The sequence below is a fragment of the Marinobacter sp. M3C genome (genome assembly GCF_023311895.1).
In the GTDB taxonomy this organism is placed as follows: domain Bacteria; phylum Pseudomonadota; class Gammaproteobacteria; order Pseudomonadales; family Oleiphilaceae; genus Marinobacter.
Genome location: NZ_CP092284.1, coordinates 3,172,029 through 3,190,287 on the forward strand (window position 1 = coordinate 3,172,029; position 18,259 = coordinate 3,190,287).

The 18,259-nt window shown below is 56.2% G+C and carries 15 protein-coding genes; 10 read left to right on the plus strand and 5 right to left on the minus strand.

Features of this window, described 5'->3' with window-relative positions:
* The first annotated feature begins 14 nt into the window (after nt 1-14).
* From MIH18_RS23950 to MIH18_RS14855, 7 genes are all read left to right on the plus strand, one after another.
* Entirely contained in the window at nt 15-2,663 is a 2,649-nt protein-coding gene (locus MIH18_RS23950; RefSeq protein WP_283164723.1) for a phosphomannomutase/phosphoglucomutase, read from the plus strand.
* 44 nt (nt 2,664-2,707) lie between these two features.
* Nucleotides 2,708-3,604, plus strand: a complete 897-nt coding sequence (argB, locus tag MIH18_RS14830) for an acetylglutamate kinase (protein WP_249006560.1) — start codon at nt 2,708-2,710, stop codon at nt 3,602-3,604.
* Nucleotides 3,605-3,641: 37 nt separating this feature from the next.
* Nucleotides 3,642-4,901, plus strand: a complete 1,260-nt coding sequence (locus MIH18_RS14835) for an acetylornithine deacetylase (protein ID WP_249006559.1) — start codon at nt 3,642-3,644, stop codon at nt 4,899-4,901.
* A gap of 61 nt (nt 4,902-4,962) precedes the next feature.
* Nucleotides 4,963-6,105, plus strand: a complete 1,143-nt coding sequence (gene argE, locus MIH18_RS14840; protein WP_249014627.1) for an acetylornithine deacetylase — start codon at nt 4,963-4,965, stop codon at nt 6,103-6,105.
* 25 nt (nt 6,106-6,130) lie between these two features.
* Nucleotides 6,131-7,438 carry an amino-acid N-acetyltransferase gene (gene argA / locus MIH18_RS14845; RefSeq protein ID WP_249012739.1) on the plus strand — a complete coding sequence of 436 codons (1,308 nt, stop codon included), beginning with the start codon at nt 6,131-6,133 and terminating at the stop codon, nt 7,436-7,438.
* An 11-nt stretch (nt 7,439-7,449) separates the two neighbouring features.
* The gene (locus MIH18_RS14850; protein WP_249012740.1) at nt 7,450-11,229 is read left to right on the plus strand and encodes a DUF1631 family protein; all 3,780 of its coding nucleotides are present in this window, start codon (nt 7,450-7,452) and stop codon (nt 11,227-11,229) included.
* Nucleotides 11,230-11,248: 19 nt separating this feature from the next.
* The gene (locus tag MIH18_RS14855) at nt 11,249-12,115 is read left to right on the plus strand and encodes a phosphoribulokinase (protein WP_249012741.1); all 867 of its coding nucleotides are present in this window, start codon (nt 11,249-11,251) and stop codon (nt 12,113-12,115) included.
* A 20-nt stretch (nt 12,116-12,135) separates the two neighbouring features.
* On the opposite strand, the gene MIH18_RS14860 is transcribed toward MIH18_RS14855, so the two are convergent.
* Nucleotides 12,136-12,558 (minus strand): OsmC family protein, encoded by a 423-nt coding sequence (locus MIH18_RS14860; RefSeq protein ID WP_249012742.1) that lies wholly within the window; start codon nt 12,556-12,558, stop codon nt 12,136-12,138.
* A gap of 270 nt (nt 12,559-12,828) precedes the next feature.
* Here MIH18_RS14860 and crp point away from each other — a divergent pair, with 270 nt between their 5' ends.
* Nucleotides 12,829-13,470, plus strand: a complete 642-nt coding sequence (gene crp, locus MIH18_RS14865; RefSeq protein WP_249012743.1) for a cAMP-activated global transcriptional regulator CRP — start codon at nt 12,829-12,831, stop codon at nt 13,468-13,470.
* Nucleotides 13,471-13,513: 43 nt separating this feature from the next.
* Here crp and modC read toward each other — a convergent pair whose 3' ends face one another.
* From modC to modA, 3 genes are read right to left on the minus strand one after another with little or no spacing between them, the layout of a single operon-like run.
* Nucleotides 13,514-14,596 carry a molybdenum ABC transporter ATP-binding protein gene (gene modC, locus MIH18_RS14870; protein WP_249012744.1) on the minus strand — a complete coding sequence of 361 codons (1,083 nt, stop codon included), beginning with the start codon at nt 14,594-14,596 and terminating at the stop codon, nt 13,514-13,516.
* On the minus strand, nt 14,593-15,273 hold the full coding sequence (modB, locus tag MIH18_RS14875; protein WP_249012745.1) for a molybdate ABC transporter permease subunit: 681 nt from the start codon (nt 15,271-15,273) through the stop codon (nt 14,593-14,595). The genes modC and modB overlap by 4 nt, the downstream gene beginning before the upstream one ends.
* 21 nt (nt 15,274-15,294) lie before the next feature.
* Nucleotides 15,295-16,059: a molybdate ABC transporter substrate-binding protein gene (modA, locus tag MIH18_RS14880; protein ID WP_249012746.1), complete on the minus strand. Its 765-nt coding sequence runs from the start codon at nt 16,057-16,059 to the stop codon at nt 15,295-15,297.
* Nucleotides 16,060-16,244: 185 nt separating this feature from the next.
* Here modA and MIH18_RS14885 point away from each other — a divergent pair, with 185 nt between their 5' ends.
* The gene (locus tag MIH18_RS14885) at nt 16,245-16,700 is read left to right on the plus strand and encodes an META domain-containing protein (RefSeq protein ID WP_249012747.1); all 456 of its coding nucleotides are present in this window, start codon (nt 16,245-16,247) and stop codon (nt 16,698-16,700) included.
* 129 nt (nt 16,701-16,829) lie between these two features.
* The gene (locus tag MIH18_RS14890) at nt 16,830-17,450 is read left to right on the plus strand and encodes a glutathione S-transferase family protein (RefSeq protein ID WP_249012748.1); all 621 of its coding nucleotides are present in this window, start codon (nt 16,830-16,832) and stop codon (nt 17,448-17,450) included.
* 5 nt (nt 17,451-17,455) lie between these two features.
* On the opposite strand, the gene MIH18_RS14895 is transcribed toward MIH18_RS14890, so the two are convergent.
* Nucleotides 17,456-18,070 (minus strand): GGDEF domain-containing protein, encoded by a 615-nt coding sequence (locus tag MIH18_RS14895; RefSeq protein WP_249014628.1) that lies wholly within the window; start codon nt 18,068-18,070, stop codon nt 17,456-17,458.
* Nucleotides 18,071-18,259: the final 189 nt, after the last annotated feature.

Sequence of the window (18,259 nt, forward strand, 5' to 3'; positions counted from 1 at the left end):
CGCAGGAAAGATCCATGAAGCTGGGCAAAAAAAAGACCCCGGACAGCCAGGCCCCGGACCATTCTAAGGATGCCAAGCCCTCGATGCGGGCAAAAAAACCGTCTGCCAAATCCGATGAGGGCGCGGGTTCAGCGAACCGCATGCGAACACTGGGCAGTGTCGCTTTGAGCCAGGCATCGATTGTTGTTGTTGCCACTGCTCTGGCTTTGGCCCTGGTTTTTTTCCTGATTTTGCAGCCGGCCAGTGAGCAACAGTTCGAGGTAACGGCCCAGGCGGCGGCTGACAACGCCGCAATCCGGATTAACAGCTACCTGTCGCTGTTACAGCAAAGCGTGCAGGGCCTGGCAACGCAGCCCGGCCTTGTCGATACCGTCAGCAGTGGCGGCGATCTGTTGCAGGCTGCGACGCAGTTACAAAACAGCTTGCCCGGTGTCGCCGCCGTTTATGTCTTTCCACGTCGTGCCATCCCGCGCTCCGCCACCAACGACCCAATGTTGGGCTTTGCCGGTCTGGAGTTGGCGCGCAAGGCGGAAACCGGGCGCCCGCTTTTTCCGGATGCTTTTCCCCGCGACAACCACTGGTTCATCCATCTGGCGGCGCCGGTAAAAATGTCGGGCGACAATCCCGTAGCCGGCACCTTGTTAATGGTGTTTGACGCCACCAGCCTGCAGCTCCTGTTGGCAGAAGGCCAGAATAACGGCGCCCTGGCGCTGCGCCAGACCGTATCAGGAATGACCAGCATCTTGTTAAGTCAAGGCAGCGGCGTCGGAGAGCCTCGCGTTGTGACCCTGAAAAATCCGGATTGGAGCATTGCGTACACGCCCGCAGGGCAGGCGAAAATGCCGATAAACATTCTGTTGGCAGCGTTGCTGCTGGCGGTTCCGCTGCTGGTTGCAGCCATCGCGGTTTGGGTGTTGCTTAACCGTGCGCAGCGCTCGTTACGCCAAGACACTACCCTGGTTATCGAATGGGCTCATAAAGCTTACTCCGGTGAGCGCAGCAAGTTACCGGCTTTGCGCTGGGACGCAGTCGCGTCGCTCGCCGAGGTGCTTTATCGATTGTCCCAGGTCGTAGAAAAGCGTATCAGCAAGGCCGGTGAGAGCGCTCGCCCGGCAGCTGCGGATAAGAAACGGCCCACTGCAGAGGCTGAACCACTGTTCCAAGATAAAGACCTACCCAATGTGGATATGCTTGATGGCGACGAAGACGTTTTGGGTTTTGGCGCTGTGTCTGCCGAACCGTTGTTCGGTGCCGGCGCCTTGCCTGATTTAGAAGAGCTGGACCAGGCGCCGACGCTGTCAGCGGATATTTTCCGTGCTTACGACATTCGCGGCATTGTTGACGAAACCCTGACCGAAGCCGGCGTTAAACTGATCGGTCGGGCGATTGGTTCAGAGGCTTTGGCACGGGGCGTCAGCGCGCTGTGCGTGGGTTACGACGGTCGCCATTCCAGCCCTGGGCTGGCAGACGCGGTTGCTCAGGGGCTGATGGCCAGTGGGTGCAATGTTATACACGTTGGCGCGGTACCCACTCCGGTGTTGTATTTCGCCACTCACCAGCTTGATACAGGCTCCGGTGTCATGGTTACCGGGAGTCATAACCCGCCCAACTACAACGGCCTGAAGATCATGCTTGGCGGTGAAACCCTGTCTGGCGATGCCATTAAAGCCCTGCACCAGCGCATTCTTAACGGGAACCTGGCTCAGGGTGCCGGCAGTCAGTCGTCGGAAGACGTAAGGCGTGCCTATCTGGACACCATTGTTGGCGACATTGCCGTTGCCGCGCCGCTGAAAGTGGTGGTAGACGCCGGTAACGGCATCGCCGGTGAGCTGGGCCCTATGCTGATTGACGAGCTCGGCTGTGACGTTATTCCGCTGTATTGCGATGTTGATGGCGACTTCCCCAACCACCACCCGGATCCGGGAAAACCCGAGAATTTGCGGGACCTGATCGCTAAGGTTGAACAGGAAGGGGCTGATTTGGGTATTGCCTTTGATGGCGATGGTGACCGCATTGGCGTGGTAACTAACCGCGGCCGCATTATCTGGCCCGACCGCCTGTTGATGCTGTTTGCCCGCGATGTGGTGTCACGCAACCCCGGTGCCGACGTGTTGTACGACGTAAAATGCAGCCGTCGCCTTGCAGGGGTGATATCCCAAGCTGGCGGCCGGCCAGTTATGTGGAAAACCGGCCATTCGCTGATGAAAGCCAAAATGCGGGAAACCGGCGCTTTGCTGGCCGGGGAGATGAGCGGTCACATATTTTTTGCCGAACGCTGGTATGGTTTTGATGATGGCCTTTACGCTGCTGCGCGTTTATTGGAGATTCTCGGTATTGAAGACCGCCACAGCGATGAAGTGTTCGAGGATTTCCCCGAGGACATCAGCACGCCGGAGCTGAATATCGAAGTCACCGAAGCGTCTAAATTCGGCATTGTTGAGCGTTTGAGTGCTCAGGGTGAATTTGGCGACGGCAGTATCAGCACGATTGACGGGGTGCGGGTGGAGTATGGCGACGGCTGGGGCCTGTGCCGGGCCTCCAATACCACACCGGCGCTGGTGCTGCGTTTTGAAGCAGAATCCAAAGAGGCGCTGGAGCGCATAAAAACCGTGTTTCGTGAGCAGCTTCGGCATGTGGCACCAAAGCTGGATGTCACATTCTGAACCCTCGTGGTGAAATTCGAATTTTATAACAGTAAGGCAAAAGCATGTCGTTGAATCGTGAAACAGCCGTTCAGGTAGCGTCAGTACTCAGCAAGGGGCTGCCCTATATCCAGCGCTTTACCGGTAAGACCGTGGTCATCAAATACGGCGGCAACGCCATGGAAAACGAGGACCTTAAAAGCAGTTTTGCCCGTGATGTGGTGCTGATGAAGTTGGTGGGTATCAACCCCATTGTAGTGCACGGCGGCGGGCCGCAGATTGGTGAGTTACTGGCGCGATTAAATATCGAGTCACGCTTTGTAAACGGTATGCGGGTGACCGACGCCCAGACGATGGACGTGGTTGAAATGGTGCTTGGCGGCCAGGTTAATAAGGAAATTGTGTCGCTGATCAACGCCGAGGGCGGCACGGCCATTGGCTTGACCGGAAAAGACGCCAATTTGATCCGCGCCCGCAAACTGGAAGTGGTTGATCGCAGCCCGGAGCTGGAGCGTCCCGAAATTATTGATATCGGCCGTGTGGGTGAGGTCGTCAGTGTAAACGTGAGCGTTATCGACATGCTCACCCGCGGCAACGTGATACCGGTTATTGCCCCTATCGGCGTTGGCCCGGATGGCAAGTCTTACAACATCAACGCTGACTTGGTGGCCGGTAAAGTAGCTGAAGCCATGAAAGCCGAAAAACTCATTCTTCTGACCAACGTTTCCGGTTTAAAAAGCAAAGAGGGCAAGGTGCTGACCGGTTTGACCGCCAGCCAGGTCAACGACCTGATTGAAGACGGAACCATCCACGGTGGCATGTTGCCGAAAATACGTTGCGCTTTAAGTGCGGTTGAAAACGGCGTGCGCACGTCGCACATTATTGACGGCCGTGTGGCCAATGCGTGCTTGCTCGAAATCTTCACCGACGAAGGTGTGGGTACCTTGATCTCCAGGAACTGATCTCTAAAAACGGATCCTATGTGCAAGGAGTAAAGGCATGAAACGCCTGTTGTTATGGCTGCTGATTTTAACCGTTCTGGCCTGGGCCGGTTACAAGGGCAGCGTCTGGTGGCTTGCGGATCAGCGTATGAATGAGGCGCGGCTGGCCTTGAACCATTACGGTGTGCTGGAGCGCGGCGCAATCCATTCAGGCGTGCGCGGTCGGTTATTGCTAAAAGGCAGCCAGTGGCAAGACTTCCGCCTGACCCAGCCGCTTACTGTGCCCTTTGCAGAGTTAACCGCTCGTTCACCGGTATCATTAATCAATCTGTTGAATACCCCGTCTGCGGAGGCGTCGTACACGCTGAAGCTGGAAGGCCTGGGCCTGGCGCTCGATGCAACCATGTTCCGCAATTGGGTAACGGCTCAAGGCGCGAACAGTGACGGCAAAGCGGCGCTCTTCGCTCTGTCTTGCGCGCGAGACCCACGCCAACGCTTAAGTAGTGGTGACTTGATACGCATGGGCATTGGCGAAATGACCGGCGAGGCGCTGTTGCGTCAAAACGAACAGGGCTTTTACGCCGAACTGATCACCGACGAGCTCGGCAGTGTTGAATTGAACTGGCCTACCGCCTGGGTAGACTGGCGGGCGCCCCAAGAGGCGCTGGCTCGTAGTTCGCTAGACATCACTCTGCGCGACGGCGGTGTCATGCGACGCGTGGCTGCTTGGTGCGCTCGCGAGGCTGGCCTTTCAACCGAACAATGGGCTGGTCGTTCGGTGGCCCAGTTACGTTTGGGGCTGCTGGCGCGGGGCTGGCTAGCCAGTTCGCAGTTGCTAGCACTGTACCGCCAATGGTTGCTCGAGGGCGGCGAATTGCAAGCCACGCTGAGGTTGGCCGAACCCGCTCTGGGGTTGCCCATTTACACGGAAGAAACCAACGCATCCAGCCGCGTTGGTGCGACCGTATATTATAACGATGCGAGCGTGCCCGATGTGTTTCTGTTAAGCGATAGCAGCCTTTCGGCAACGCCACAACAACCGGTGTTTACGGCGCAACAGCCGCAAACGGCATCCGCCGAGGGCTGGTTGGTGCAGCCTGTCGCGGCAGCGGAGCAATGGCTTGGGCAAAAAGTCAGGGTTACGCTGCGCAACAACAATCGTGTAGCGGGCCGACTGGTGCGAGTAACCAACGATGAAATTGAGGTAGCTCGTCTGGTGGCCGGCGGCGAAGTGGCTTACCCCATGCAGCGTGTTGCGGTTGCTGGCCTCGAAGTATGGCGGCGTAACCGGCCGCTGAATTCAAACAATAATGATTGACGGAGAACCCGCAATGGCTCAGTTGACGGCAGTTCCAAGCAGTGCTGCGAGCGGTGGAGTTATGCCGCCATCTATTTTGGAGATGTTGACTGCACTGATTGCAGCACCCTCAATTTCCAGCTCCTCGGCGAAGTGGGATTCCAGTAATCGTGGTGTGATTGATTTGCTGGCGCAGTGGCTGGAGCCTATGGGTTTTGCTGTGGAAATTCTGCCGGTGCCGAACATGCCCGGGAAGTTCAATCTGATTGCTACCCTGGGCAGCGGTTCCGGGGGCCTTGTGCTAGCGGGGCACACCGACACGGTTCCTTACGACGAAAAACGTTGGCACAGCGATCCGTTCACACTGACCGAGCGGGATAACCGCTGGTATGGCCTTGGCACCTGCGACATGAAAGGGTTTTTTGCCCTTGCTATTGATGCCGCCAGGGAGTTTGTAGGTCAACCATTGCAGCAACCGCTGATCATTGTTGCGACCGCCGACGAGGAAAGCTCGATGAATGGCGCTCGCGCGCTGGCGGAGACGGGTAAGCCCAAGGCGCGTTATGCGGTGATTGGAGAGCCCACCAGCTTGCGCCCGATTCGTATGCACAAAGGCATCATGATGGAACGCTTGGTGTTCGAGGGGCAGGCAGGGCACTCCTCTAATCCTGACCTGGGCCGCAACGCGCTGGAAGGCATGCACCAGGCGATGGGCGAGCTGTTGGCTCTGCGCTCCCAGTGGCAACAGCAGTACCGCAATCCGAATTTTGACGTTCAGGTGCCAACCTTGAACCTTGGCTGCATACACGGTGGCGACAACCCCAATCGCATATGCGGTCGATGTGAGTTGCACTTTGACTTACGCCCGCTACCCGGTATGGATATGGGCGCTCTGCGCCAGGCCATTTTAGAAAAGATAGCGCCAGTGGCCAGTGGGCGCGGCCTGAAGCTCAAGTTTGAACCATTATTTGACGGCGTGCCGCCGTTTGAAACAGCAGCGGATGCCGCTCTGGTTGTAGCCTGCGAAAAACTCACTGGCCACACCGCAGGGTCGGTTGCCTTCGCCACAGAGGCGCCGTGGCTGCAGCGTTTGGGTTTGGAAACTCTGGTGATGGGCCCAGGCTCTATCGACCAGGCTCACCAGCCCGACGAGTTTCTGGCGCAATCACAGGTTGCACCGACCGTTAACATACTGCGTCAGCTTGTGAGGCAGTTTTGTTTGTAATATTCCTTTTGCCCGGAGATTTGAATTGAACGCCAACGGTTGGTTGCACGGCTTTCGCCATTCGTCGCCTTACATTAATGCCCACCGCGGCCGTACCGTGGTACTGACCCTGCCGGGCGATGCCATCAGCCAGGAAAATTTCATCAATATCGTTCACGATATTGCCTTGCTGAGCAGCTTGGGCGTGCGATTAGTCGTAGCGTTCGGTGCCCGCTCCCAGATACAACAACGGCTGCAAGACGCCGGCCTTGAATCCACCTTTGCCCGCGGCTTGCGGGTTACCACCGAACAGCAATTGCCGCTGGTGATGGAAGCCATAGGCGGTTTGCGGGCATACATAGAGAGCCAGTTGTCTATGGGACTGGTCAGTTCGCCCATGCACAATGCCCGCATAAGGGTGTGCAGTGGCAACTATGTCACCGCTAAACCGGTTGGCGTATTGGACGGCGTCGATTTTGGCTATACCGGAAAAGTTCGGCGCGTTGATGTTTCCGGCATCGAAAAGCTGCTGGACCAAGGCCAGATCGTGTTGTTACCACCCATGGGTTTCTCCCCTACCGGGGACGTATTTAACTTGTCTTATGAAGACGTTGGCAGTCAGGTGGCCGCCGCTTTAAAGGCTGAAAAGTTGATGATTTTTATCGACGACCCTGGTCTGTTGACAGCAGATGGCACGCTGGTGCGTGAATTGTCTGCGGCTCAGGCCGCTGAGCAGTTGAGTGCTGGCCAGGTAACAGGCCACGATGCAGAGCTGCTAAAAGCCGCTTGCGATGCCTGTGTTAAGGGTGTACGCCGCGCCCACATTATCAGCTATCTGGACGACGGTGCGCTGCTCAAGGAACTGTTTACCCGTGATGGTTCCGGTACGCTGGTCAGTGGTGACACTTACGAGCAGATCCGAGCTGCCAGGGTGGAGGACGTGGGCGGTATTACCAATTTGATTTATCCGCTGGAAGAGCAGGGCATTCTGGTGCGGCGCTCGCCGGAAATGCTGGAAACCGAAATTGGCCGTTTTGTGGTGGCCGAACGCGACGGCACCATTGTTGGCTGTGCCGCGCTGTACCCCTACGGCCAAGATGACGCCGGCGAGCTGTCGTGTTTTGCAGTGGACCCCAATTATCGCCGTGCAGGACGCGGCGATGAACTACTGTTGATGATTGAGCAGCAGGCTCGTGATCAGGGTTTGCAGCGCCTGTTTGTGCTGACCACGCAAACCGAGCACTGGTTTCGCGAGCGGGATTTCAAAGCGATGCCGGTGCAGTCACTGCCGGGTCCGAGACTGGCGGTTTACAACACCCAGCGAAACTCCAAAGTTTTTTGTAAAGTTCTTTGAGTAACGAGTTGATGGAATCTACAGAACGACGCAGTAGCCCCAGAAAACCCATAAAACTTGCGGCCCAACTGGATTTGGGGCGCGGTGAAAATTGGCCGTGCCAAATCGCCGATTTTTGTGCAGAGGGCTTGTTTATCCGCTATTCCCAAGCGGTTTCCCAGAAGCTTGACGCGGCTTTGGGTGACGCTGGCGGGCAGAGCCTGCTGGTGCGTTTTCGTGGCTCGGACAGTTCAGGGGTGCCTGGCCAGCGCCATCAGTTGCAGGTACAGGTGCGTCATCGCGTTGAAAATGCTGTGGGCGTGTGTTTTGTGCAGGCCAACGCGGTGGCCGTCAGTGCCATGTTGCAGCAGTGCAGTGGCGCACGCGTAGCAGGCTATTCGCATTTGCGTGCACCCAGCGAGCGGGTGCAATTTGTGCTGCACCAGTGCGCTAAAGCCGTGGTGCAGTTTATTGATCCTTTAATGCAGGAATGCCTGAATCAAACCGTTGCTGCGCTTCAGGCTCACGCCCGCGAGGCGGGTAACAACCAGCTGGCCAACGAATTGATGGACGCCTCTGGTCAATTGAATAGCCGCCAACGTCTGGTGTGGCAGCAAATGGCGAAAAGTCTGGAATCTCCGCTGAAGCCGGCACCCAAATTGGGTCCAGCTGGCTCGCTGGCGGTGGTCGATAAAAGTGAATTTGAAGACTGGCTCAGCCTGCGGGTGATGATAACCAGGGCGGACACGCTGTACCGGGGTTCGTTATTGCAGTTGAAGTTGCGTCTGGACAGCCTGAACGTTGCAAATGCGACTGGCCATACCAATCCGCTTGGTCCGTCATTGGTATGTGAATCATTTCGGGATGGGCTGGCACCCCTGCGAATGTCTCGTGAGGTCGAAAAAATTGCCTTCGGTGTGTTCGAACACACCGTTCTAAAGCAATTGGAACCGCTTTATGCTGAGCTAAATAACATATTAATTCGCCAAGATGTTTTGCCTGATCTGGATTTGACTAAATACCTGGCTGATGTCCAGCGTTGCGAATCAGCTTTTGAAGCGAGCAAGCCCGCCAGGCGACCTGCGCAGCAGGCTGCGCCCAGAACAGGACCTAACACGGAGCCGGTGGTAGAACCCCAGACAAAGCCACAGCCGTCGGCCCGATCCCGCCCGGCGCCAGAGCTCGGTTCTGGCGAGAAATCCGTTCAATTTCAGGAGCACGCTCAGCTCGCACGCCACGCGTTTAGCACGGTGCGCAACCTGCTAGATACCCTGGCGAGCAGTCGCGCTGCGAAAGGCCAGATGCGCGGCGATGAGTTCCCGATGCACGCTCCGCCCTTAAGCAATGCCCAGTTGCAGCAACAGTTGCAGCAGCTGCAGACCGTGGCTTTGCCCGCCAACGATAGTGTCGTCAGCTTGCGGGAGCGTGTGGTCAGCAAAGTGCGCGCAGACAGTCAGGGTAAACTTGATACCGAACAGCAGGGTGCGGTGGATGTGGTTGACCGTTTTTTTGAAAGCCTGCGCGAGAGCCCGAAACTGGGCGAATCCACTCATCGCCACCTGCGCCAACTGGAAGTTCCGGTGTTGAAAGTAGTGATGCGTGATCCGGACTTTTTTGAAGACCAGGAAAGTCCGGTTCGCGGCGTACTTAACCGTTTGGCCCAGCTTGGTAGCCGCGGCAGCAGGGTCAACCCGGTTATTCAACGCCGGGTGGAAGAATTAATTCAGTCTATTGTGATTGGCTTCGAGCACGACCTGGATGTTTTTGAGCGCGCAGCGGAAGAGCTGGAAGAGTTGATTGAACGTCAGAAAAGAGTGTATCAGCGCAATGTTGAGCGGGTTAGAGCGGCTGCTGAAGGCGCACAAAAAGTCGCCGAGTCGAAACAGGCGGTGGAAGACACTCTGCAGGCCCGACTGGCGGGTAAAACCGTGCCAAAAGCGCTTAATAGCCTGCTGGCCGGTGGTTGGCGTGATTTGCTGTCGCTAACCTGGGTCCGTCATGGGCCAGACAGCACGTTATGGCACGATTATCTGGGCGCAGTGGATTCTTTGGTGGAGTTTACTGAAGATCCGGGCAGCGAGATTAATCTGCCGGAGTTGCTGCGTACCATTCAGGATGGCTTATCCTCTATTTCAAGCAGTCACTTGCCGGCTGCCCGGATTCGTGACGAATTGCGTCAGTTTCTTGTGCGCGATCCAAAATCGGCGCCGGAGGTGCTGGCCACGCTGGAAGCGCCCGCAGCGCCGTCGCGTTTGCGGACCCTACCTGAGCAGGGACAACGTTGGCGCAAGCGTGTTCAAGAGCTGCACACCGGTGACTGGCTGCGTGATCAACACCCGTCAAACGAACCGTTTTACATTCGCCTGGTGTGGATTGCCCGTGATTTCCAGCGTCTGGTGTTTGTGAACCATCAGGGCATGCGGGTGGTAGAGCTGGAACTGGATACGCTGGCGGATAAAATGCGCCAAGGCCATATTGTGCCAGACCCACACTATCAGCGGCCCTTGGTGGACGAAGGCCTGGACCGTATGGTGCGCAAAGTGTATGACCAGCTGGCCAGCGCCGCCAGTCACGATGAGCTTACCGGCTTATTGGAGCAGCGCGAGTTTGAGCGCCGGTTGGATCAGCAATTGACCTGCTGGCAAGCGCCGCGAACCCTGTTGCGGCTGACCCTGCGAAACTTCAATAAGTTCAATGACGGTGCCGGCGAGCAAGCGGGTGACGCCTTACTGCAGCAGATTGCGGCTATTTTGTCTGCGTGCTGTGCTGAAGACACACCGATTGCGCGCCTGTTAGGCGCGCAATTTGCGCTGTTGCTGCCGGCAGAGAATGCCATGGCCCTGACCCGCCAGCTAAGCCGTCAGGTGTCGGCACTGCAACCCATGCTGCGAGAGAAACCGTTCGGTCTGGAGTTGGGTGCCGCTCTGGTGCCGCAGTTGGAAACACTGTTAAACCCCTTGCTCTGGCTGGAAGCCGCCGAGCAAACACTGCACGAAAGCGGCCGCAAGCGAGAGGCCGTTGGGGAGTATCGTCCGGGGCCTGCAGATAAGGCTCAGCAACAAAAAATTGTGGCGAAAGTGGCTGGCCTGCAGGACCAACAGGAGCATCTGTTGCTGCGGTGCCAGAAAATAATTCCTTTGCATTCCGAAACCCGCAGGCTGACCCAATACGATATTTTAACCGGCGTTTACGATGACGACGGCAATCTGATTGGCGGTAAAGATTTTATCCGTTTGGCTGAGCGCTACGACCAGATTCAGGCTCTGGACCGCTGGGTGGTGAGCACCATGCTTGACTGGCTGGAACACAACGCAAATGATTTGCAGCGGTTTGGGGGCATTGTCATCAATCTGTCTGGACATTCGCTGAATGACCCATCGCTGCTGGAGTTTATTTACGAGAAGCTGAGCGAGTGTGAAGCACCCATCGAGCGTTTGTGCTTTGAGATTACCGAAGCCTCGGCGGTACGCGATATGGTGGCGCTGGCGGGATTCGTGCGTGAAATGAAAGAGCTTGGGTGCTGTTTTTGCCTGGGTAATATGGGCAATGGCCCAGACTCTTTCCAAGCATTGCGGTCACTGCCGGTAGACATGCTGAAAATCGACAGCGCGCTGACGGCGAATCTTGCCAACAGCCAGAGCGATCAGACCATGTTACGTTCGATGGTGGAAATGGCGCATTATCTGGAGCGCGAGGTGATTGTAACCCAGGTAGAGTCCCGCGAGGTGCTGGCATTGCTCGTTCAGCTAGGTGTTGATTACGCTCAGGGTACAGCCATTGAAAAGCCCGGCATGCTCGACAGCCTGGTATAACCGCGGAAGCCAGAAGTTTATGTCGAAACGCCATCCTATTATTGCCGTTACCGGTTCATCCGGTGCCGGCACCAGCACCACCGGTCGAATTTTCCGCCGCATGTTCGACAGCGAGGAATTGAGCGTCGCCATGGTGGGTGGCGACAGCTTCCACCGTTACACTCGTGAGCAGATGGCGCGGCTGGCAGCCAAAGGACAGTTCGGTGCCCGCAATCACTTTGCTCTGGGTGCGAATCACATCGATCGCCTGGAGTCGCTGTTTTACGATTACAGCCTGACCGGTAACGGGCGCTACCGCCAGTACGTGCACGATGAAGACTTTGCGCTGGTGGCAGAGGGCAATAAACCCGGCAGCTTCACACCCTGGCAGGACCTGCCGCCAGAAACCAGTTTGCTGTTTTACGAGGGCTTACACGGTGGCGTGGTCAGCGATGCCTTTAACATCGCCCAATACGTCGACCTGTTGATTGGCGTAGTACCGATTGTAAATCTGGAATGGATCCAGAAAATTCATCGCGATACTCACAAACGCGGCTACAGTCAGGAAGCGGTGGTAGAGACCATTCTTAACCGCATGAACGACTACGTTCATGACATAGTGCCGCAGTTTTCCCATACCCACATCAACTTCCAGCGGGTGCCTCTGGTGGACACATCCAACCCGTTTGTGGTGCGCGATGTGCCCACCGAAGACGAAAGCATGCTGGTGATTCACTTCCGCGACGCCCGCGAGGTGGATTTCCCTTATCTGCTACAGGTGATTCCCAACAGCGTGTTGTCGCGCCACGATACCCTGGCAATCCCCGGTACAAAAATGAGCCTGGCCATAGAGCTGATTGTGCGGCCTATGGTGCAACGGCTGATGGCACAGAAAGCCTTCGCCTGACACTGTTCAAAGTGAACACGTCAGCTGGCCTGGTGCACCTCATGGCTGTGGCTAATGTCGACCCCGCCGTCGGCCAGCATGATTGACGCTGAGCAATATTTTTCGGCGGACAAAGCCACCGCCCGTGCTACCTGGTTGTCTTTAAGGTTGTTACCAGTCACCACGAAGTGCAGGTGAATTTTTGTGAACACCGCCGGCACTGTGTCGGCTCGTTCTGCGCTCAGTTCAGTGTGGCAGGCAGTGACGTCCTGACGGCTTTTTTTCAGAATGCTCATGACATCAAATGACGAACATCCGCCCAGCCCCATCAGTACCATTTCCATGGGTCGGGGGCCGCGATTCTGGCCCCCTAGGTCTGGCGGTCCGTCCAGCTGAACGCTGTGGCCGCTGGCGCTGGTCGCTTTGAAACTGGCTTCGCCGGTCCAGTCGATGGTTGCTTTCATCACAGGCTCTCCGCAGGTGTTATTGAGTGTTAATTTCGCCATGGGCGGCAATGGAAACGAATGCGCAAGATGCTAGCACAGAGCGGGTAAAGCGACAGCATCGGCGATAATTAACACAGAGTTAAGCTGCAGCCTGAACTTGACCGGGCTACAGGTTGTTGCGACCCGGAAGGTGCTAGCGTGCGTTAAAGATGAAAAATCTGTTAGAAAAGCGCTATGATCAGGTCGAGATATTCCAGTGTTAATTTTTACGGAGGTGCCGCGCAAGCCATGGCCACAATTTTGAAGCCTATTGATGATCGTACCAAACACCTGGATTATTTCCTGTCGCAATGCCATCGCCGTCGTTTTCCGGCGAAAAGCACCATCATTTACGCGGGTGATAAAAGCGACTCGCTGTTTTTCATCGTGAAGGGCTCGGTAACGGTCATTATTGAGGATGAAAACGGGCGCGAGATGATCATGGCCTACCTGAACGTCGGCGACTTTTTTGGCGAGATGGGGCTGTTCGACAACCTGGATTCCCGTAGCGCCTGGGTGAAGGCCAAAACCGAATGCGAAGTGGCGGAAATCAGTTACACAAAATTCCGCGAGATTGCCCAGCAGGACCCAAACGTTCTGTATTTCATCGGTGAGCAGGTGGCGTCGCGATTGCGCGAGACCACCCGCAAAGTGGGCGACCTGGCGTTTCTGGATGTGACCGGCCGGGTCGCTCGCACCCTGCTGGACTTGTGCAAACAACCAGACGCCATGACCCATCCGGATGGCATGCAGATCAAGATTACCCGGCAAGAGATAGGGCGCATTGTGGGCTGCTCCCGCGAAATGGTTGGCCGGGTATTAAAAACCCTGGAAGAGCAGGGCTTGGTGCGGGTAAAAGGCAAGACCATGGTGGTTCACGGTACTCGCTGAGTTGTTTCCCGGCTGTGGCTCTAACGTTGGCGAAACGGGCGGATCAGTCAGCCAGAGCCGCCGCTTTTATCTGCAGCCACACGGGCTTGCCAGGGGTGAGTTCAAGAGTGTGTACAGAACGGGTGGTCAAACGCGCCAAAATTGGCGTATTGCCGGCGAGCACCCGCACCAGCGACGTGCCAGGACTTATTTCTTCTGCAATTTCATCGATTCGGCCTTGAATCAAATTCTGGATGCTCTGGTCATGATTGGCGCTGAGCGCCAGGCTGACATCCCTTGCCAGTACCTGAACCCGTACATCGCTGCCTACCGAAATGCGCGGCTCGCTGGGAAGCCACAGTTGGCCGCCGTCAAATTCCGCAAGGCTAAGATGCCACCGGGTATCTTGAGTGGTAATGCGGGCCCGCAGGATGATGGCAGCGCCTTCTTCCAAACCAAAGGGCTGATCCGTGCGCGCCAGGGTCTGTTGTAGAGACCCACTGGCCGTTACCTGCCCCTGGTTCAGCATCACAACGTGATCGGCCAGCCTGGCGACCTCAGTCACCGAGTGGGACACGTACAAAATTGGAATAGCGAGGGTGTCACGCAGGCGTTCCAGGTAGGGCAGGATTTCCCGCTTGCTGGCCTGGTCCAGTGCCGACAATGGCTCGTCCATCAGCAGCAACTGGGGGCTGGTCAGCAGGGCGCGGGCGATAGCCACGCGTTGGCGTTCGCCGCCCGATAACTTTTGCGGCATACGCCTCAGCAGGTGCGCCAGCCCCAGCCATTCTACCGCTTGGTCAAACTGAATCCGGCGCTGGCTAACGGGCACCCGGCGGTAACCGTAGTTCAGGTTGCGCTCTACCGACAAATGCGGAAACAATGAGGTCTCCTGAAACACGTAAGCCAGCGGGCGCTGATGCACGGCGCGACGTCCATGGGCGTTGTGCCAGGTGTCACCGTTCACCACCAGTTCACCGTTGGCAGGTTGCAGCCCGGCGATGCAGCGTAACAAGGTAGTTTTGCCGCAGCCAGAGTGTCCGAACAGCGCGGTTAATCCGCTACCCGGTAAATTCAGATTCACATTCAGGGTAAAGTCACCAATGCGGCAGTGAAAGCGCACCAGAATATTTTTACTTGTGCTCATTTCATCATTCCCGAGTGCACGCGGCCATTCAGTGAATACAGCGCCACTAACACCACAAACGAGAACACCACCATACCGCCGGCGAGCCAGTGGGCCTGGGTGTATTCAATGGCTTCAACGTGGTCGTAGATGGCCACTGACAACACTTTGGTTTCCCCCGGGATATTGCCGCCAATCATCAGTATCACGCCAAATTCGCCAATAGTGTGGGCAAAGGTGAGCACGGCGGCGGTCAAAAATCCCGGGCGGGCAAGTGGCATCACCACGGTAAAGAATCGGTCTATGGGTGAAGCTCGTAACGTAGCGGCCACTTCCAGAAGCTGATTGTTGATACCGATAAAGGCGTTTTGCAGGGGTTGCACGGTAAACGGCAGTGAGTAAATTACCGACGCTACCACCAAACCCTCAAAAGTAAATGGCAGTAGCCCAAGGCCCAGCTGTTCGGTAAGTTGCCCTACAACGCCTTTAGGCCCCATCAGCAGCAATAAATAGAACCCCAGAACCGTAGGCGGCAGCACCAAAGGTAAGGCCACCACCGCAGCGATCGGCTGGCGTAGCCAGTGTTGGCTACGGGCCAGCCACCAGGCAATTGGCGTGCCCACCACCGTCAGTATCAAGGTGGTCATGGTCGCCAGTTTCAGAGTCAGCCACACTGGCTCCCAGTAAGTTGCCATCATCGTTACGGGCCTATGTTCGCGTCAGTCGGGAATGTCGTAACCGTAGTCTTTTATAATTTTTAACGCTTGCGGGCTGCGTAAAAATTCCAGCCATTGGCGCGCAACAGGCTTGTCTTTGCCGTGGTTCAGTAGCACCGTTTGTTGGTCGATGGGCGCGTACATCGGCTGCGGTACCACCCACAGAGTGCCATTACTGTTTTGCCAGGCGTTCACCTGAGACAGCGCCACAAAGCCTGCCTGGGCATTGCTGGTGGCCACAAACTGAAAGGTTTGTGCGATTGAGTCACCGCGCACCAGGCGCGGTTGCAGGGCGTCCCACAGGCTCATGTTTTCCAACACCTGCTGCGCGGCAAGGCCATAAGGCGCGGTTTTCGGATTGGCGATTGCCAGGCGTTTGAAGTCAGCGCCGGCCAGCCAGTTTTGGGGGTCGCTGAACACATCAGGTTCCGGGCTCCACAACGCTAATCTGCCGCGGGCGTAGGTAAAGCGGCTACCGGCAACCGCGCCGCCGGTGTTTTCCAGCATCTGCGGGCGCTCACTGTCTGCGGCCTGAAACACGTCAAAGGGCGCGCCGTTTTCTATCTGGGCGTAGAGCTTACCGGTGGAACCATAACTGGCGGCAACTGAATGACCGGTGGTTTCTTCAAACAAGGCAATAAGGTCGCGGGTGGTGTCGGTAAAGTTGGCGGCAACCGCAATGCGTAAGGGTTTGGCGCCAGCCAGGCTGGCAGTAAAGCACAGCAGCGCAATGGCAACGGCGCAAATCAGGCGACTAAAGGTAAACATGCAGTGAGTCTCTGTATTCTGGTGGATAAAACAAGCTGCGCATCGAGTCTGGCGCACGCGGGTTCCGGTGGTGCCGTTTTTTGCGTATGACAATTCGCGTATGACGGTTTGGCAAGAAATCAGCATGAGTAAGATTGGTGCATTAATATGATGCTATCAAGTTCATCAAAAAACAGGGTAATGGAATGAAATTAAAAAGACTTTTAATCGTCGCAAGCGCGTTTAGTTCGGCGCTTTTTTTAAGCGCCTGCGCCACTACGCCGGACGGCACCCAAGAGCGTGTTACAACGGATAGCTTGCTGCAGGGCGGCGAATGGGTTGTGGAGGATTTGGGAGGCAAAGGCATTATCGACAGCTCGTATATCAGTATCGTCTTCATGGATGAAAATCGGGTAGGGGGTAGCTCGTCCTGCAATCGTTACAGCGGAGAATACCAGCTTAGCGGATCCGGATTCACCGTTGGCGACAACATGGTATCTACCCGAATGGCCTGCCCACCCGCGTTGATGAATCAGGAAGACTATTTTCTGACGCTGCTTTTGAATGTAAACCAGGCGCGTTTTGGTGATCACGACGAGCTGTTGTTGAGCACTCCTTCGGGCGAAACCATTCGCGCTTTCCAGTCGTCACCCAAGCCATAGCCCTGATAAATGCGCTTGAGCTCGCCAGCCTTCGCGGCTTGAGCAGGAGAGTGCTTGACGAAACCGCGATAGCCGGCCAATCTTCCCGTGCTTTCGGTCTGAAATATTCATTGGTCAGAGGTATTCAAAATGATAAAAATCTACGAAACAAAAACCGCACCCAACCCACGGCGTGTGCGAATGTTTATGGCAGAAAAGGGCCTGTTGGATGTGGCTGAATTTGTACAAATTGATCTGCAAAAAGGCGAAAACCTGACGCCTGAATTTGCCGCCCGCAACCCGTTCAAAAAAGTGCCGGTGATGGAATTAGACGATGGCACTGCGGTGGCCGAAACCATGGCGATTTGTCGTTATTTTGAGGAAAGCTACCCTGATTCGCCTACATTATTGGGTGACACGGCGTTGGAAAAAACACGGATTGAACAGTGGTTGCGCTGGATAGATTTTTACTTTTTTATGCCCACGGGTATGTGCTTCCAGCACACCAGCGGGTATTTCAGTGATCGCATGAATCCGATTAAGGAATGGGGCGAGGACTGTGGCAAGGCGGTGGTGTCGTTCATGGCTTTTCTGGATGAGCATTTGGCAGGCAAAGACTACATCTGCTGCGATCGTTTTACGGCTGCGGATATCAACGCGTTTGCTACCGTTGCTTTTGCGCGGGTGGTGAATATCCGTATCGCGCCAGAGCACTCGAACCTGCAGGCCTGGTTTGACCGCATCAAGGCAAGGCCTTCGGCGAAAGTTTAAATTCGCTAGGAAACGGCTGGTATTGAGCTCGGGACGTCAGCTCCGGGCTCGACACTCATCACGCGGTTGCGACCGCTCTGCTTGGCCAGGTAGAGGGCGCTGTCGGCGGGCATGATGGTGGTGTCGATCTGCTCGCCGTTGCTATAGCAAGCGACTCCGAAACTAATGGTCTGCTCGATGCTGTGCCCGCCGACTGCCATAGGCGTCCCCCCTATAGCGCAGCGCAGCTTTTCTGCGACCGCCAGAGCGCTGCCCAGTTCGGTGTCTGGCAAAACCACAAGCAGCTCTTCCCCTCCCCAGCGGCATACGATGTCGCCGGCACGCACATGATCTTGCAGGCGGCTTGCAGTTTCGATCAGCACGCCGTCGCCCACATTATGGCCGTAGCTGTCGTTAACCCGTTTGAACTTGTCCAGGTCACCCAATACCAGGCTGAACGGATGCCCGTGGCGGGCGTAACGAGCAACCAGTTGCTCAAGTGACATGTGAATAGCGTGGCGGTTGAGCAGTCCGGTTAACTGATCGGTCGACGCCAGGCTTTTGAGCTGCTGCCGGGTTAGAAATTCGGAGCGCCGCAGTTGGCTGAGAGACCCGCTGACCACCATGCCCACAAAAATCATCACCAGCGGATCAAACAGAAACGGTATGAGCTGTTTTTCAACCTAGCTCAAGAATCCGTCATAAGCGGACTGCCACTGCGGGGGTATGGGCGTGCGGCGGAAGATCACGACAGGTCATCCTTGCGAACAGTGTTCACGGGCATGTATATATTTACGATAGTTAACTAAATACCTGCCGGTTACAGCCTC

Excerpts from the sequence above, each read along its gene's own strand:
- MIH18_RS23950 (WP_283164723.1), top strand. The coding sequence starts at position 15 with ATGAAGCTGGGCAAAAAAAAGACCCCGGACAGCCAGGCCCCGGACCAT.
- argB (WP_249006560.1), top strand. The coding sequence starts at position 2,708 with ATGTCGTTGAATCGTGAAACAGCCGTTCAGGTAGCGTCAGTACTCAGC.
- MIH18_RS14835 (WP_249006559.1), top strand. The coding sequence starts at position 3,642 with ATGAAACGCCTGTTGTTATGGCTGCTGATTTTAACCGTTCTGGCCTGG.
- argE (WP_249014627.1), top strand. The coding sequence starts at position 4,963 with ATGCCGCCATCTATTTTGGAGATGTTGACTGCACTGATTGCAGCACCC.
- MIH18_RS14850 (WP_249012740.1), top strand. The coding sequence starts at position 7,450 with ATGGAATCTACAGAACGACGCAGTAGCCCCAGAAAACCCATAAAACTT.
- MIH18_RS14855 (WP_249012741.1), top strand. The coding sequence starts at position 11,249 with ATGTCGAAACGCCATCCTATTATTGCCGTTACCGGTTCATCCGGTGCC.
- MIH18_RS14860 (WP_249012742.1), bottom strand. The coding sequence starts at position 12,558 with ATGAAAGCAACCATCGACTGGACCGGCGAAGCCAGTTTCAAAGCGACC.
- crp (WP_249012743.1), top strand. The coding sequence starts at position 12,829 with ATGGCCACAATTTTGAAGCCTATTGATGATCGTACCAAACACCTGGAT.
- modC (WP_249012744.1), bottom strand. The coding sequence starts at position 14,596 with ATGAGCACAAGTAAAAATATTCTGGTGCGCTTTCACTGCCGCATTGGT.
- modB (WP_249012745.1), bottom strand. The coding sequence starts at position 15,273 with ATGATGGCAACTTACTGGGAGCCAGTGTGGCTGACTCTGAAACTGGCG.
- modA (WP_249012746.1), bottom strand. The coding sequence starts at position 16,059 with ATGTTTACCTTTAGTCGCCTGATTTGCGCCGTTGCCATTGCGCTGCTG.
- MIH18_RS14885 (WP_249012747.1), top strand. The coding sequence starts at position 16,245 with ATGAAATTAAAAAGACTTTTAATCGTCGCAAGCGCGTTTAGTTCGGCG.
- MIH18_RS14890 (WP_249012748.1), top strand. The coding sequence starts at position 16,830 with ATGATAAAAATCTACGAAACAAAAACCGCACCCAACCCACGGCGTGTG.
- MIH18_RS14895 (WP_249014628.1), bottom strand. The coding sequence starts at position 18,070 with ATGATTTTTGTGGGCATGGTGGTCAGCGGGTCTCTCAGCCAACTGCGG.